Annotated in this window: 14 protein-coding genes; 10 read left to right on the forward strand and 4 right to left on the reverse strand. The window is 42.7% G+C overall.

Annotated elements, in window-relative coordinates; all coding sequences use genetic code 11:
• Positions 1-72: 72 nt before the first annotated feature.
• The 3 genes from xdhB to guaD all read left to right on the forward strand — a co-directional run bounded on the left by xdhB (position 73) and on the right by guaD (position 5,313).
• A complete protein-coding gene (gene xdhB / locus ACMHKH_RS06005) occupies positions 73-2,643 on the forward strand; it encodes a xanthine dehydrogenase molybdopterin binding subunit (RefSeq protein WP_413519735.1) in 2,571 nt (856 codons plus the stop codon).
• Positions 2,636-3,634: a xanthine dehydrogenase accessory protein XdhC gene (gene xdhC, locus ACMHKH_RS06010; protein WP_413519736.1), complete on the forward strand. Its 999-nt coding sequence runs from the start codon at positions 2,636-2,638 to the stop codon at positions 3,632-3,634. Before xdhB ends, xdhC begins: the two co-directional genes overlap by 8 nt.
• Before the next feature lie 221 nt (positions 3,635-3,855).
• A complete protein-coding gene (gene guaD, locus ACMHKH_RS06015; RefSeq protein WP_413519737.1) occupies positions 3,856-5,313 on the forward strand; it encodes a guanine deaminase in 1,458 nt (485 codons plus the stop codon).
• A gap of 187 nt (positions 5,314-5,500) precedes the next feature.
• Here the strand turns inward: guaD and ACMHKH_RS06020 are convergent, their stop codons facing one another.
• A complete protein-coding gene (locus ACMHKH_RS06020; RefSeq protein WP_413519738.1) occupies positions 5,501-6,673 on the reverse strand; it encodes a JmjC domain-containing protein in 1,173 nt (390 codons plus the stop codon).
• A 149-nt stretch (positions 6,674-6,822) separates the two neighbouring features.
• On the opposite strand from ACMHKH_RS06020, the gene ACMHKH_RS06025 reads away from it, so the two are divergent.
• Entirely contained in the window at positions 6,823-7,017 is a 195-nt protein-coding gene (locus ACMHKH_RS06025) for an NF038104 family lipoprotein (protein ID WP_413519739.1), read from the forward strand.
• A 129-nt stretch (positions 7,018-7,146) separates the two neighbouring features.
• Here the strand turns inward: ACMHKH_RS06025 and purB are convergent, their stop codons facing one another.
• Together purB and mnmA are read right to left on the reverse strand one after the other, a co-directional pair.
• Positions 7,147-8,550, reverse strand: a complete 1,404-nt coding sequence (purB, locus tag ACMHKH_RS06030; RefSeq protein WP_413519740.1) for an adenylosuccinate lyase — start codon at positions 8,548-8,550, stop codon at positions 7,147-7,149.
• Between the two features lie 349 nt (positions 8,551-8,899).
• On the reverse strand, positions 8,900-10,126 hold the full coding sequence (mnmA, locus tag ACMHKH_RS06035; protein WP_413519741.1) for a tRNA 2-thiouridine(34) synthase MnmA: 1,227 nt from the start codon (positions 10,124-10,126) through the stop codon (positions 8,900-8,902).
• Positions 10,127-10,388: 262 nt separating this feature from the next.
• Between mnmA and ispF the strand changes: the two genes are divergently transcribed.
• The 6 genes from ispF (at position 10,389) to ACMHKH_RS06065 (ending at position 16,691) form a co-directional block, all read left to right on the forward strand.
• Positions 10,389-10,889 carry a 2-C-methyl-D-erythritol 2,4-cyclodiphosphate synthase gene (ispF, locus tag ACMHKH_RS06040; RefSeq protein WP_413519742.1) on the forward strand — a complete coding sequence of 167 codons (501 nt, stop codon included), beginning with the start codon at positions 10,389-10,391 and terminating at the stop codon, positions 10,887-10,889.
• A gap of 147 nt (positions 10,890-11,036) precedes the next feature.
• Entirely contained in the window at positions 11,037-11,387 is a 351-nt protein-coding gene (gene grxD, locus ACMHKH_RS06045; protein ID WP_413519743.1) for a Grx4 family monothiol glutaredoxin, read from the forward strand.
• Positions 11,388-11,661: 274 nt separating this feature from the next.
• Entirely contained in the window at positions 11,662-12,192 is a 531-nt protein-coding gene (locus tag ACMHKH_RS06050; protein WP_413519744.1) for a hypothetical protein, read from the forward strand.
• Between the two features lie 294 nt (positions 12,193-12,486).
• The gene (gene mnmG, locus ACMHKH_RS06055; RefSeq protein WP_413519745.1) at positions 12,487-14,385 is read left to right on the forward strand and encodes a tRNA uridine-5-carboxymethylaminomethyl(34) synthesis enzyme MnmG; all 1,899 of its coding nucleotides are present in this window, start codon (positions 12,487-12,489) and stop codon (positions 14,383-14,385) included.
• Between the two features lie 284 nt (positions 14,386-14,669).
• Positions 14,670-15,629 (forward strand): AEC family transporter, encoded by a 960-nt coding sequence (locus tag ACMHKH_RS06060; protein WP_413519746.1) that lies wholly within the window; start codon positions 14,670-14,672, stop codon positions 15,627-15,629.
• 30 nt (positions 15,630-15,659) lie between these two features.
• Entirely contained in the window at positions 15,660-16,691 is a 1,032-nt protein-coding gene (locus ACMHKH_RS06065) for an ornithine cyclodeaminase family protein (protein ID WP_413519747.1), read from the forward strand.
• Positions 16,692-16,873: 182 nt separating this feature from the next.
• Here ACMHKH_RS06065 and ACMHKH_RS06070 read toward each other — a convergent pair whose 3' ends face one another.
• Positions 16,874-17,020 (reverse strand): hypothetical protein, encoded by a 147-nt coding sequence (locus ACMHKH_RS06070; protein WP_413519748.1) that lies wholly within the window; start codon positions 17,018-17,020, stop codon positions 16,874-16,876.
• Positions 17,021-17,054: the final 34 nt, after the last annotated feature.

Raw genomic sequence — 17,054 nt, forward strand, 5'->3', positions numbered from 1 at the left:
GCTGTCACCATACCGTCAAAACGCTATAAGCAGACATTATAGGTTTTGCAAAAAATATAAGAGAGAGCCATCATGAGCCATCATTCTTCATTATTTGACAGTTATAGTATTCGCCGAGAACGTCCACCTAAAAATAAAATCGGTACCGGAGCCAAACATGATAGTGCTATTAGTCATGTGATGGGCACAGCCACCTATGTGGATGACATGCTAAAGCCAGAAAGTACCCTGCATTTAGCGGTTGGAAAAAGCGCGCATGCTCACGCCCGCGTACTGAATATGGATTTGAGTGCCGTACGAGCAGCAGATGGGGTCATTGACGTCATCACCTTTAAAGACTTACCAGCCAAAACCGATATCGGTGCGGTGTTTGACGGCGATCCATTGATGGTTGATGAGATTACAGAGTATGTCGGCCAAACGCTATTTGCTGTGGTTGCGACCAGCCATCGTGCAGCTAAAAAAGCCGTGCTTAACGCTGTTGTAGAGTATGAGCCATTACCAGCAATTCTCACAGTAGAGGATGCGTTAAAACAACAGCATTTTGTGCGTCCCAGCCATTTTATGGAGCGCGGCGATGCTCAAGCTGAGCTTGAGGCTGCACCGACACGTGTTGCAGGGCATATTCATATGCTTGGGCAAGAGCATTTTTATTTGGAAGGGCAGGTGTCTTATGTCGTCCCTTGTGATGATGGTGGTCTTGAAGTTTATACCTCATCGCAGCATCCAAGTGAAGTGCAGCAGCTGGTCGCCGAAGTGGTTGATTTGCCTTTTCATGCTGTAACGACAGTTGTGCGCCGCATGGGTGGTGGTTTTGGTGGTAAAGAAACCCAAGCCGCTGCATGGGCGTGTCTTTGCGGTATCGTTGCCAAACGTCAAAACGTGCCAGTAAGTATGCGCTTAGATCGTCAAGATGACATGGTCGTAACTGGTAAGCGTCATGAGTTCTCTAATCGATATGATGTCGGTGTCAATGATGAAGGTCAGGTACTTGGCGTTGATATGCAGCTGTCAGGATTGTGTGGTTATTCACCAGACTTGTCTGATGCTATCGTCGATCGGGCGATGTTCCACTGTGACAATGCCTATTATTATCCAGCTGCACAGATAGCCGGTCACCGCTGCAAGACTCATACCGTATCTAATACTGCCTATCGAGGTTTCGGTGGTCCGCAAGGTCTGCTGACTGCTGAATATATGATGGATCATATCGCCTACACTTTAGGCAAAGACCCTTTACAAGTACGACTGGCAAATTTATATCAAAACGGACAAAGTACCCATTATGGTCAGCCGATTGAGCATTTTGACTTAGCTACTATTATGCAGACGCTAGCAGACGACAATGAGTATGATAAGCGTCGTCAGCAAATTACAGAAGCCAATAAAAAGGCTGAAGCTGAGGGTAGTGATAAGCGTCTGGGTCTTGCGCTAACGCCTGTGAAGTTCGGTATTTCATTTACCGTGCAGACGTTGAATCAGGCTGGAGCCTTGGTACTTATCTATACTGATGGCACCATTCAGGTCAATCATGGTGGCACTGAGATGGGTCAAGGGCTATATATTAAAATTGCCCAAATCGTTGCTAATGAATTTGATGTTGATTTAGATACCGTAAAAGCGACTGCCACTCGCACGGATAAAGTGCCAAATACCTCGCCAACGGCTGCCTCGTCGGGTACCGATATGAATGGTAAAGCGGCGCAAAATGCTTGTATCACGATTAAAAATCGCTTGGTTGAGTTTGCCGCTGAGCATTTCGAAGTCGCTGCAGAAGATATCAAGTTTGAATGTAATCATGTGCATATAGGCGACAAAGAAGTGCTTACCTTTGCCGATTTTGTTTTATTGGCTTATCAGCATCGTATTAGTCTGTCTTCTACTGGTTACTATAAAACACCCAAGATATTTTATGATCGCTCAAAAGCGTGGGGTCGCCCGTTCTTTTACTTTGCCTTAGGTGCTGCTTGTGCCGAAGTTGAGGTTGATATTTTAACCGGTGAATATAAAGTATTGCGCTGTGATATCTTGCACGATGTTGGGCAGTCGATTAATCCTGCTATCGATATTGGTCAAATCGAAGGTGCTTTTGTACAAGGGATGGGCTGGCTAACAGCTGAAGAATTGATTTGGGATAAAAAAGGTAATTTAGCTTCTAACAGCGCGGCCAATTATAAGATTCCGACAGCGCATGATTTGCCTAAGCAATGGAGCGTCAAACTGTTTGATCGCAAAAACGAAGAGCAGACTATTTATAACTCCAAAGCCGTTGGTGAGCCGCCATTTATGCTAGCAGCCAGTGTTTGGTGTGCGATTAATAATGCAGTGGCAAGTTTAGGTGATTATAAGAAAAATCCAGATTTGACTATGCCTGCCACGCCAGAGGCGGTACTAAAAGCAGTCATGCGTCTCCAAGGTCAAGAATGGGAAATCGCTACTAAAGCAGAAGCGAAAACTGTGCAGAGCTTAACGCCAGATGATGACGATTGTGGTATCGATGATGATCGAGTGTTGCCGCAGCAAGTGCCTCATGGTAAGGATGTAAATCCACCAGAGTCTGAAGGTCAATTATTTGACGAGCAGCCTGAAGCTATAGAAAACCCTAATGTTTCGACGGCTCGTGGACCGGCTCATAGTGAATAAGTCACTTATCACGCCGATGCCACCAACTAAATGGTATGACGGACTTGCGCAGTATCAGCATCAAGGTATTGCGCATGTTTTGGCGACTGTCGTTGCTGTGAATGGCTCGGCACCCCGAGAGCTGCAATCTAAAATGATTGTCACCCTTGATGACCGTTGCGATACCTTGGGCGGCGGTAGCCTCGAACATGACGTGACGATAACAGCGCGGCAACTGCTCAATGGCGAAATTAATGCCACTGACGCTAGAAGCCCGCAACCATTAAAAAAAGGCAAGTCTGAAAAGGCACAAGCCGTACGCCGCGATGCAGTCTATACCAAGCATTATCCATTGGGTGCCAAATTGGCTCAATGTTGCGGTGGTAGTGTTACCGTCATGTTTGAATGCTTTAACGTGATACCGCCTATGTCATTGCTGGTCTTTGGTGGCGGACACGTTGCCGCGGCATTAATGACCATACTTGCTGAGCTACCTTGTCAGGTCGATTGGGTAGATAGCCGTCCTGAAATGTTTCAGCGTTATCTAACGCCAGAGTCTGTCGCGACTGCTCAGCAAGCAGCTTATCAGTTACCGGCACATATTCGCCCACATATTGATGAAGATCCGGTTGATTTTATCCAACCGTTTGTCGCTAATAGTATGAGAAGCGCATCAGTAAATGCTTCAATGAAAAAGGGTACTCAGTATTTTATCCTAGTGATGACTCATGACCACAGCCTCGATTTTGATTTGGTACGTGCCTCGCTTGATGCTTATGTAAAAATTGGCTCTGATAACAGTAGCACATTAACTTCATTACCTTATCTCGGTTGTATCAGTTCAGCCACCAAAGCCAAGCGTTTCAGAGATCGCCTGCTGCAGCGTGACTATAATGAGCAAATCGTCGATAAATTGACCATGCCAATCGGACTTAATACTGGCGGAAAAGAGCCAATGGCAGTCGCTATCTCTATCGCGGCGCAAGTAATGCAGCTTTATAATGATTTATAACTAATATTAATCCTAATTGACCATTTTTGAATTCTCTATTTATCGGTTTGCCCTCAAGACATTAAGAAAGTAAGACATAGTTCTCAGCGTCGTCAGCCATCATACGATATAGGCTGCGTTCAGTAACCTTGTGCTTGTATTTCTATAATTGTATTAGGGTAGACACATAATATGGATGAATTTTTAACCAAAATACTTATCTATTATTGTGAGACTTTCTTATGACCATACATATTTATCAAGCACAATTGCTGCATTATTTAACAGAAGAAAATTTGGCTGACAGAGCCAAGCGTGCCCATTTAGATACGGATGATTCAACCAATTCTAGTTTAACCAATGCTGAGCGTCCTAGCATCACGGTAGTAGAGAAGAACGTCACTTTGCTACCCGTTGTAGCAGGTGTCAAAATTTATCCTGAATATATCGCTAATTGTGCCTTAGTAGTCGACGATGCGACCGGTTGTGTAGTAGATTATGGCAACTGTGCGTCAATTATGGCGCAGTACGGCAACGCCAGTAGCCGAGAAGGCAAAGCGCCAGTACAAATTCATGATTATCAAGATAAGCTTATCATGCCAGGTTTTATCGATACTCATGTGCATTATCCGCAGATAGATATGATTGCTGCCTTTGGTGAGCAATTGCTTGATTGGTTGAATAACTATACCTTTGTAACCGAAGCCAATTTTGGCGATGCAAAGATTGCTGATGATACGGCAAAATTCTTTTTGAATCAGCTGCTTGCTAATGGTACAACCAGCGCTTTGGTGTTCTCCACTAGCCATCCGCAATCAGTAGAATCGTTCTTTAACGAAAGCAGTCGCCTGAATACGCGTATGATTACGGGTAATGTATTGATGGATCAAAATGCCCCTGAACATCTGTGTGTACCAACAGAGCAGGGCATTCGCGATACGCAAAACATCATTGATAAATGGCATGAGCGCGGTCGTCAGCATGTGGCGATTACGCCAAGATTTGCCATTACCTCAACGCCGAAGCAACTACAAATGACTGGTGAGCTATATCGTAGCTATGACAGCGTTTATCTACAAACGCATTTGGCTGAAAATATTGACGAAATCGCCTTTGTACGTGAGCTTTATCCCAATCATAAAGGTTATTTGGACGTTTATCATGATATGGGATTGCTTGGTAGGCATACGACGTTGGCGCATGGCATTCATATATCGACATCAGAGTATGAAGTGTTACGTGATACTGGCACTCAAATAGCCCATTGCCCGACGTCTAACTTATTTTTGGGCAGCGGTCTGTTTGATTTATCTAAGACTCTAAGTTATACCGGCGTTAGTATCGCAACGGATGTGGGCGCAGGGACTAGTCTGTCGATGCTGACTACGCTATCAGAAGCCTATAAAGTTCAGCAATTACAGAGTAATCCGTTATCAGCGCATCAAGGCTTATATCAAATCACCTTGGGCAACGCCCAGTCATTATTGTTAGACGATAAAATCGGTAACTTTATGCCTAATAAAGAAGCAGATTTTGTAGTGATAGATATGGGTGGTACTGATTTAATGGAGCGCCGTATGACACAAACTAAGACGCTTGATGAGCAGTTATTTGTGCTGATGATGTTAGGTGATGATAGAGTCATTGAAGAAACGATTATCGCTGGTGTCAGTCGTTATAAAAAAGCAGTTACTGCGTAGCGGAAAATATTAAAAATATTTTTTGCTTGAGTTAAATGGCTTAAGTTAGGTTACTTAAATAAGAGTCTTTATATGAAAATCAGCGCCTATTTATTAAGATATTTAAATCTTGGTAAATAGGCGCTGATGGTTTTTTAATAATGCTTAATAGCCAATATGCTGTACAAATTAGCTAATAACGATGGCATTACTCCGGATAATTAAGCCATATCCAACCATTCTCTAGCCATTCCATCACTTCATCAGGGTCAATAGCAGCGACATCACTGGCTTGCAAAGGCTCACCATTTGCTAAGCGCACCAAAGTCGCTATGGCTGAATCATCTAAACCATCAATACGCTGACCGTTGGCGTATAGTACGATGCCATCATCCGTCTGACTATATAAAAGACGATTGCTATAATCTGCTTGTAGCGTTGCGCCCTCAGTCAAGGCTTGCATCAGCTCATCGGTATCCAACGTTTCTTCTGGCATCAGCGCATCATATTGACGCTTGCTAACTACCTCGGACACGGCTTGGCAAATAATCATATCACCGCGCTCAGATTGCAGCATTTGTAGCAATTGGCTTTTAATTGCTTCAATACTATCCGCCTTTAATTCCCCTGATGCTTGTATTGTTTGTGGCAATAGCATTGGGATAAATAAGTCGCTATCGTTGGTGGCGATATCGGCGAGGCTATCAATGATTTGCATCAAATTAGGACGACGACAGCCAAACGAGAAAGTTAGACAGTCGTCTTGTGCTACGCCAAAATGTGACAGCTTTGGTGGCACATAAAGTACATCACCGGCTTCTAAAATCTCATCAAAGATAATCTCACCCATATCATCAAACAGTCGTATCGGCTCATCGGCGACAAATTCAGTCTGTTCATCACAAAACTTACCTAACTGCCAGCGTCTAGAGCCAAACCCTTGCGCTAAAAATACATCATAATCATCATAGTGTTTTCCAACTGAGCCGCCTTTTGGCGCATAAGAGACCATAATATCATCGCGTTGCCACTGCGGAATAAAATCAAATGCTTGCCATAGAGCACCAAGCTCCGGCGACCACTGTTCAAGGTTCTGTACTAGCACCGACCATTGCTCAGGCAAATTATCAAAATCTGCCTCAGTCAGCGGGCTTTTTTTAAGTTGCCATTGTGGCTGATTACCTTGCTTGCAAGCAGCTTGCGTCAATAGCCTTGCGGTAGCGTCCTCATCTATTGATAAACCTAAAATATCTTCCGGCTCGAACATACCAATGAGTAGTGGCAGTCCTTGCTTAATGAGTAGTGGCTTTTTTTGCCAATAATCGCTTAAAAACTGTTCAGGAGTAATAGTATCGGGTAAACAAAGTGGTATAGAAGTCATGGATAAATCCGTATGGTTGAATGGGTAGGGTATTAATAATAAGAGAGGCTTTATAGGAAGGTTTTAATAGTTTATGCTTATTGTCTGTCTGATGACTATCACCTACATGATGATTATCGTCAGAGCATCTCATTAATCCTAGGAAATTTATGAAAAAACTGCATTTTATCGTCATTATCGCCAGCATGTTTTTATTACAAGCCTGTGTGCATAAGATTGTTACCGTACCTGTAAAGGTCGCCTACAAAACTACCAAAGGCGTGGTCAAAGGCACTGTTGCGGTTACCAAAGCTATCATACCGGGCGACAGCAGTGATAAGAAAGACAAAGACGATAAAGAATAAAACCTCACCCATCAACTATGTTTTTTCAAAAAATCATAGTGTTTAGAGTAAGGTTTTTATTGAAAAAGATATAAATGAGTGCTCATTTATATCTTTTTTTACATTTTATAACGATGAGTTTGCTGCTAGTTAAATCTTAGCAATCCACTCTTTAATGGTACGTGCTTGCTCAGCTGCATTACCAATATAGGTCGCAGGTGTCATCTCACGTAAGCGCGCTTTATCACTATCGCTAACCGCAGATAATTCATCACTTTCAACGAACGTCAGCATTGCTTCACGAGTCATGGCATTACCACGCGTGAGTGCTTTTAGTTTCTCGTAAGGGTTTTCAACACGGTAGCGACGCATAACCGTTTGAATCGGTTCTGCTAACACTTCTTGCGCACTATCTAAGTCATCATTTAAACGCTGAGCGTTTAATTCAAGTTTACTCACACCCTTTAAACAAGCATCATAGGCAATCATGCTTTGTGCTAAACCAACACCGATATTGCGCAGCACAGTAGAGTCTGACAAATCGCGCTGCATACGTGAAATTGGCAGCTTTTCACCTAGATGAGCAAGCATCGCATTGGCTACACCTAAGTTGCCTTCTGAGTTTTCAAAGTCAATTGGGTTGACTTTATGCGGCATGGTAGAAGAACCGACCTCACCGTCTTTTAGGCGCTGCTTAAAATAGCCTAAGCTAATATATTGCCAAATATCACGGTTAAAATCGATTAAGATAGTATTAAAACGTTTTACTGCATCGAACAGCTCAGCAATATAATCATGCGGCTCAATTTGCGTGGTATAAGGGTTAAAAGTCAGCTCAAGACTTTCATCAATGAAGCGTTCTGCATGGGTCTGCCAATCAACATCAGGATATGAGGCATAGTGAGCGTTATAGTTACCAACCGCGCCATTGATTTTGCCCAATAGCTCGACTTGACCGACTTGTTTGATTTGGCGGGCTAGGCGGTAAGCCACATTAGCCATCTCTTTACCAAGCGTCGTTGGGCTAGCGGTTTGACCATGCGTACGTGACAACATTGGCTGGTCAGCATGAGTAAGCGCCAAATCAACGATGCTATCAGTCACTTCTTGCATTTTGGCAACGACGATTTCGCGGCTGTCTTTGAGCATTAATGCGTATGATAAGTTATTAATATCTTCACTGGTACAAGCAAAATGGATGAATTCTAATGAGTCAATCAAAGCATCCTGACCACGGAACTTGTCCTTGATAAAATACTCAACCGCTTTTACATCATGATTGGTGGTCGCTTCGATATCTTTAATCGCTTGCGCGTCGGCTTCGCTAAAATTATCAACGATAGCATTTAAAAACGCATTGGTATCGGCATCAAATGCAGCCAATTCAACAATGGCACTATTATCAGCCAATGATTGTAACCAACGAATCTCAACGGTCACGCGGGCTTTAATCAGACCAAATTCTGATAGATAAGGACGCAAACTATCAGCTTTGGACGCATAGCGACCATCGATTGGAGATAGGGCGGTTAAAGCAGATAAAGAGGTGGTCATAAATATCCTTTAGCTTAGTCAGTGAGTGTAATTAAATTTAATTTTTAACGTTACAAGAATTGAAGTGGCAAAATAAAACTAATTTAACATTTAGGTAGTAATTGAGACTTATTGCTTTTTGCTCAAATAGAAGTGGCTGTATCAGAAAACGATAATATGAGCATTATAAAAGCGAGTAAAATAACAATATGGATAAGTAAAGCTGCCCATAATAAGAGGTATTTATTTTTAGAGTATTTAGGACTGTTTTTATTGGCGAATGTGAAAAGCTTAAAAACGAGCAATAATAAGATTGAGATCCAAATAGTAGCTACGACGATAACCATCTTTTTTGCTCTTTATATTTATTCTAAAACCCACACGGCGCATCAATAGACGCAATCACCCCGCCGCCCAAGCAGACCTCATCAATATAAAATACGGCTGATTGACCCGGAGTGACCGCACGCTGTGGCTCATCGAATACCACTCGTACCTCAGAGCCATCTTCATTACTAGCAAATACGGTACAAGCTTGGTCGGGCTGGCGATAGCGAGACTTTGCCATACAGCGTAAGCCTTCATTACTAAAGATATCTGCAGGCGGTAGACCATCGACCCAATCGAGCTTATAAGCGTGCAGCTCATTGCTCAGCATCATCGGATGCTCGTGACCTTGACCGACAATTAAACGGTTTTTATCTAAGTTTTTTGCTAAGACAAACCATGGTTCTTCCGGACGGTCTTTGACACCGCCGATACCGATGCCGCCGCGCTGACCCAGGGTGTAATACATCAGCCCATCATGGGTGCCGATAGTGATGCCATCATCAGTGACGATATCGCCTTTTTGTGCCGGCAAGTACTGTTGCAAGAAGTCCTTAAAACGGCGCTCACCGATAAAGCAAATACCGGTAGAGTCCTTTTTATTAGCAGTAATCAGGTCATGTTGTTCAGCAATCTGACGAACCACTGGTTTTTCAAGCTCACCGACTGGAAAAAGAGTCTTGGCAATTTTGTCACCGCCGACTGCATGTAAAAAGTAGCTTTGATCTTTATTGTTATCTAAACCACGCAATAGCTGAGCGACTTCTACGCCATCGCTATTTTTATAATTGATACTGCGGCGGGTATAGTGACCAGTGGCAATATAATCAGCACCAAGCGTTAAAGCATAATCTAAAAACGCTTTAAACTTGATTTCTTTATTACATAAGATATCAGGGTTAGGCGTACGTCCAGCTTTGTATTCCGCTAAGAAATGCTCAAAAACTCGATCCCAATATTCCATGGCAAAGTTAGCGGTATGTAGTTTGATACCGATTTTATCGCACACAGCCTGCGCATCTGCTAAGTCTTCCATCGCTGTACAGTATTCGGTACCGTCATCTTCTTCCCAGTTCTTCATGAACAGACCTTCGACCTTAAAGCCTGCTTGCTGCAGCAAGACGGCAGAGACAGAAGAGTCGACGCCGCCTGACATACCGACGATGACATGCTTTTCGCTAGGATTTTCGATATCGGTAAGTGTTAAAGGACGATGAGCGTTAAAAGAATCTGAAACGGGTAGGCTTGAGGTGTTTGGCATGGCTGACATAGAGCGGCTCAACTATTTATACGTTATCCAAGCTTTATAATGGTACTAATAATTAATGCAAGCACTATGATAATGAGCCTAGCAAGTTAGCAGTACCGATTTATCTTTTGGATTTGGTATTATGATAAAATAAGCGTCATATTATACCAGTTAATTGAAACTGGTGGCGAGCTAAGGCGTCCTACTACCTATAAAACAGCTTTAAAAATTTAGATAGTGGTTTTAATTTATTCTAATCACCAGGAATTTACTTGGAGTGACAATGATAAAAATTGGTCAAGGTATTGATGTACATGCGTTTCATAATAATGGTCAGCAGCAGCAATACGTGGTGCTAGCAGGCGTGCCAATTGAGCATACGCATAGCTTGTTAGCGCACTCTGATGGCGATGTGGTATTGCATGCGCTTGCTGACGCTTTGCTTGGCGCCTTGGCGCTTGGTGATATCGGGCAGCATTTCCCTGATACCGATGCCGCAAACTCTGGTTTAGATTCGCGCGTCCTACTCCGTTATGTGTATGGTAAAGTGTTAGCCGCAGGTTATACTGTGGGCAACGCTGATATTACCGTCATGTGTGAGCGCCCAAAGCTGGCGCCACATAACTTAGCCATGCGTGCCAATATTGCCAGTGATTTACAAACTGACGTCAGCAACATCAGTGTTAAAGCTACCACTACTGAAAAACTTGGCTTTACCGGTCGGCAAGAGGGCATTATGGCCAATGCCATGGTATTATTGGTGCCGAATACGTCTGGCATTTAATTTACAATAGCATGTCAGTGCATCTGATTGCTGCCAGCTATCAAAAGTGCTTGAAATAGGGTTGAGATTGCCCCATTTAGCAGCAACATGCCAAATTTAATTGACATAACTTTTTTTGATAAATAGTTTTAATAAATAGGAGCTTTTATGAGCGAGCAAACCCCAAATACTGCTGCAAATGATGTTGAACAGCTGATTCGTGATCAAATTAAAGACAATAAAGTCATTCTTTATATGAAAGGCACGCCGCAGTTTCCGCAGTGTGGTTTTTCTGCCAAGGCGATTGAAGTTTTGACCCAAATTGGTCGTCCATTTGCGTTTGTTAATATTTTAGAAAACCCAGAAATCCGCGCTACTTTACCAAAAATCGCTAATTGGCCAACTTTTCCGCAGCTGTGGATTGGTGGTGAATTGATGGGTGGATCAGACATTATTTTACAAATGTACCAATCAGGCGAGCTTAAGCCTTTGGTTGAAGAAAACAGCCCAGCTGCTTAATAGCGATTGCACTTTCTATCGCCGTTTATGTCTAGCACTTTGAGTAGTATTCAAGCATTGATATAAAAGTGGTGATCTAAAGGCATTGATATATAATTGAATTATAAAGCTTAAGCACCCAAATCCGAGTAGCCTTATGAAAGGTTGCTCGGATTTTTTATTCTTCAATGTGTATTGGTATATTGCTGGCAAGATTGATTGTTTTTGTCAGTTTTATCCCCATATAAGCCCTAATGCTAACGCTCAATAATTGAATTAATAATAAGAGAGTTCTATGACAAATAAAGTAGAAAACAGCCAAGAAGCACCATTACAAGATGCTGAACAAGCCGCCATTGAAAAACGTCGTGAGTACCTAAAAAGTGAATCGCTACGTATCATTGATATTGCTGCCTGCGAGCCTTATTCAGCGCTTAAATGTATTCATCAGCTAAGTGTGGCGGGCGGTGCAACCGAAGCAACTTACGTGGCGATTGAACAGCGTATTGTTGCCGATCAAGATGCTGCAGGTGCTTATCATTTGGCGCTATTGGCGCAAAATACGCCGGACTTGCCGATTGACGCGCGTCAGCTTATTGAGATGGTGGTCAAAAAAGGCGATAACACTCAGCGTTTGGCATTACTAAAAAACTTGCCACTGCCACCTGTTGAGATGATTAAACAGCTTATATTGGCGAGTGATGATGGCGATGCAATTGGGCAGATGAATGCCTATTTGCAGATTAATCCAGAAGGTTATGGTAGCCAACATATGCTGGCGAGTGGGCAGGCGGATCGTATTGTACCGCTAAGCCCTGGTAAATAAATGCTAGTAAATAAGTTATCGTAAGACCTTTTTATCAAGGTCGCTTGTTAAGCTATCGATATTTATCAAAATACCTTGCGAGTTAATCTCAATAGTTTTTCGTATAACGTTTTTTAAATGGCAAAAAATTGTTATAATTAACGGTTATCTAATCTATCTTTAGCGGCTTGTCTGAGTCGTTATCTCTTTTTAAATTCGACTGACGTTTATTTGCCGGCAGCCAAGCTTTTTTATACATACTATTCGATATCGTTTATGGCTAAAGGCAACGTTAAGAGTCAAGTGAGGCATTACATGCAATACCCAAAAAATTACGACGTGGTAGTGATCGGTGGCGGTCATGCTGGCACCGAAGCTGCTTTGGCGGCCGCACGTATGGGGGCGCAAACCTTACTGTTGACGCATAATATCGAGACGCTAGGGCAGATGAGCTGTAACCCTGCAATTGGTGGTATTGGTAAATCGCATTTGGTGCGTGAGATTGATGCGCTTGGCGGCGCAATGGCATTGGCAACAGATAAATCTGGCATTCAGTTTCGTGTACTGAACAGTCGCAAAGGTGCCGCTGTGCGTGCTACGCGTGCGCAAGCAGATCGTATTCTTTATAAAGCCGCTATTCGTCATACGCTTGAGAATCAGCCAAATCTTGATATCTTTCAGCAAGCTGCTGATGATATTGTAGTCGAAAATGGTCGTGCAACAGCAGTTGTGACCGCGACTGGTATTGTTTTTAACACTCAAACTGTGGTACTGACCTCAGGTACTTTTTTAGGCGGTGTTATTCATATTGGTCTTGAGAACTCAAAAGGCGGGCGCGCAGGGGATCAGCCTTCTATCAAGCTTGCTGATCGTTTACGTGAGCTCAAACTACCTGTTGGTCGTCTAAAGACAGGTACGCCAGCCCGTATTGATGCGCGTAGTGTTGATTTTAGTGTGATGACAGTGCAACCGGGCGATACGCCGCTACCGGTCATGAGTTATATGGGTGATGTGTCCATGCATCCTGAGCAGGTCAATTGCTATATCACCCATACCAATGCCCGCACTCATGACATTATCCGTGAAAACTTAGATCGCTCGCCGATGTTCTCTGGCAAAATCGAAGGGGTAGGTCCACGTTATTGTCCGTCTATTGAAGATAAAATCCACCGCTTCGCAGACAAAGACAGTCATCAAATCTTTATTGAGCCAGAAGGCTTAACCACCCATGAGCTATATCCAAATGGTATCTCAACCAGTTTGCCGTTTGATGTGCAGTTAGAATTTATCCATAGCATGAAAGGCTTAGAGAATGCGCATATTACCCGTCCCGGTTATGCGATTGAGTATGATTATTTTGACCCGCAAAATCTAAAGCCAACGCTTGAAACCAAATCTATTGAGCGCTTGTACTTTGCCGGTCAAATCAATGGTACAACGGGTTACGAAGAAGCAGGTGTGCAAGGTTTGTTAGCCGGTACCAATGCGGCACTAGTCACCTGTGAAAACAGTGAGTTTGATGTCTGGACACCGCGCCGTGATGAAGCCTATCTTGGTGTGCTTGTCGATGACTTGATTACTCATGGCACCACTGAACCATATCGTATGTTTACCAGTCGCGCCGAATATCGCTTACTGTTGCGTGAAGATAATGCTGATCAGCGCTTAACGGAAACCGGTCGCAAGCTTGGCTTGGTTGATGATGTGCGCTGGCAAGCTTATCAAGAAAAAATGGAAGCGATAGCCACAGAAACCTCACGTCTTAAAGATATTTGGGCAACACCTATCAATGAGTTAGGGGCGAAAGTTACAGCGCAAACAGGAGAAGTGCTTTCTAAAGAATCAACTGCTTATGATTTGCTTAAACGTCCGCAAATTCACTTTAATGATATTGCTGAGATTACAGGCTCAGAAGTCGATAGCCAAGTTGGAGAACAAATAGAGATATCGGTTAAATATGCCGGCTATATCGACCGTCAGCAAGAAGATATCGATCAGATGAAGCGTTTGGAGAACACCGCACTACCAATGGATTTTGATTATAGTGTGGTATCTGGATTGTCCAATGAGATTGTGCAAAAATTGACGCAAATTCGTCCGGCAACTTTGGCGCAAGCTGGGCGTGTTAGCGGCGTCACACCTGCGGCTATTCAGCTGCTCGCAATGACAGTCAAAAAACAGAAAAAAGTACAAGCAGCACTGAATGCTTCGTAGCAATAGTTTGAAAGATAAAAGTGTGAAGGTAATATAATAATATTTCGAAAAATATTAGCTCAAAGCTTCAAATGCTTAGGCACAAAAAAACCCATAATGAGAAATCGTTATGGGTTTTTTTATTGCCAAAACATTACCGTTATCTAAAGAAAGCCGTCTACCGGCTTGTCTTATTTACTGTTTTGTCTCTATACTAATGTCACAAACCAGCTTACCTGTTATTCATTACTTTATCCTGCTGTTGTCCATAATATGATGGGCTTATCACCGAATTGAGCCTGTTTATGATTGCTGCTATTGTCTTTGCTATAACCATTGTCTTGCCAAACCTTGCCTTAATGGGCTTGGGGTTTTTTATGAAAAGACGCGGCGAGGCGAGTCAGCTATTTATCGATCAAGCGTCTAATTTTGTTTTTAATTATTGTTTGCCATGTTTATTATTTTTTAGCGTGGTCGATAGTGATGTCGATTATGCCAAGCAAGTGCTATTGATAGCTGCGGGCATTATTGTTACCTTTATTTTATATATTGGTTCTGAGCTGTATGCCAGTCGATTTATCAGCGACCCTGCTAACCAAGGGGTTTTTGTACAAGGTGTGTTCCGCAGCAATATGGCGATTATTGGTCTAGCAACCGTTGCCAACGCTTATGGAGAAATAGGTTTAAGTATCGGCGCAGTATATATGGGCATTGTTACCATATTGTTTAATATTTTAGCGGTGATTACCCTTAGCCGTGTATCTAAAAGTCCAAGTGATAATTGGATAAATCGCACTATTTTAATTGTCAAAAAATTGGCTACTAATCCACTGATGATTGCCTTAGTGGCTGCTTTTACCTATAAGGCGCTATCGTTACCGCCAATAACGGGCGTTTTTCATATTACTGGTGATTTGCTTGCAGCAGTTGCCTTACCATTAGCGCTAATTTGCGCAGGTGCCAGTCTTGATTTGAAGTCTATGCTCAGCCCTTCAGGGATATCAATGCAGGCAAGTATAGGTCGCATCGTTATTGCGCCGCTGATAGCAATCGCGGTAGGGCTTGGTTTTGGACTGACCGGTATGCACATGGGTGTGCTGTTTTTAATGGCAGCAGCACCGACAGCAGCAGCAAGCTATGTCATGGCAAAAGCGATGGGTGGTAATGATGTATTAGCGGCCAATATTTTAGGGTTTACTACGGTGGTAGGAATGTTTGGTATGGCTATCGGCGCCGCCATATTGCGCGCCATGGGTTTGATTTAACAACCCTTATAAATAAATGGAATCACTATCATGAAATGGTTAAATAAACAGACGGTTAGCGAGCATTTAACGATGCAAGCAACGATTGATACGATTGAGGCATTGCTGCACTTACAAGCAGCGCATCCAAATTGGGTCAAAGCGCCTGAACGTTTAGTTATTGAGACGTTTACTGAAGATGATAAAAACAGTACAGGCTCTCATTTATCGATGCCATCGACGATTTATGATGGTAAAAGGGAGTTTTCTGCAGTCAAGTTAGTGACTATTTGTCCCGATAATCCAAGCCGTAATTTGCCAACCACCACTGCGATTATTACCGTGTCTGATAATGCCAATGGTGAGATTTTAGCAGTAATGGATGGGGTCTATATTACCCAAGTGCGCACGGCAGCATTATCAGGAGTTGCCACCAAATATATGGCAAAAGCAGACTGTCAAAGCGCTGCTGTCGTTGGTTGTGGTGGTATGGCCTACGAGCAGCTAAATGCGGTACTCACGGTACGCCCTGATATCCAAATAGTTCGATTATGGAATAGAAACATTAATGGCGCAGAGGCATTCAAAACACGCTTTGCTAAAGAGTATGCACAATGGAATGTTGAGCTGATTGTTTGCGAGGAGTTAAGTGCTGCTATCAAGGATGCTGATATTATCAACGTAGCAACGCGTGCTGAGAGCGGGTTATTTAATAAAGCTCAGATAAAGCCTGATGCTCATATCAATGCAGTCGGTGCTTATCAACCTTCTATGAAAGAGATTAGTAATGATATAATTGCAAGCAGTAAGCTAGTTGTGGTCGATGATTTGCTAGGCAGTCGTCATGAAGCTGGTGATTTAATCCAAGCGCATGACGCAAAAGACTGTGCGTGGACATGGGACGCTCTCAGTGGCGACTTACAATCTTTGGTGACAGGTGAATTAAAAGAAAAAACGAGCTCTGAATCTGACAAAGGTATTACGTTATTTAAATCAGTCGGTGCCGCAAGCTTTGATGCTGCAGTGGCAATATATATGATGCAATTGGCTCAGAAGAAAAATCTTGGTACTGTTCTGTTTTAAATGATGCTCTATCATAGGTGTTTTTTATATTAGGTACTGGGATATCTTAAAGGTTGCACTTTCCTAAGTTCTTAACATGTGCTAATAACAAAAATCAGTCGTACTGATTACAATTATCAAAAATAAATATAAAAAGCCTCCTATTCATATATGAATAGGAGGCTTTTACGATTATATATTGGCTAACGGCGGTTATTACGTTTCTCTTCGCGACGTTTTTTCCCGCGAGGACTAATATTATAAGTAAAATAACCAGCAACAATCATGACTGCGATAAAAGCCAAAATATATAAAAATATTGATGATTCAATAGCAGCAGAGGGTTCCATAACCGTAATCCCATCAGATTTATCTGATAATTAT

Origin of the sequence: Psychrobacter glacincola, assembly GCF_965118485.1 — a bacterium.
GTDB classification, from domain to species: domain Bacteria; phylum Pseudomonadota; class Gammaproteobacteria; order Pseudomonadales; family Moraxellaceae; genus Psychrobacter; species Psychrobacter glacincola_D.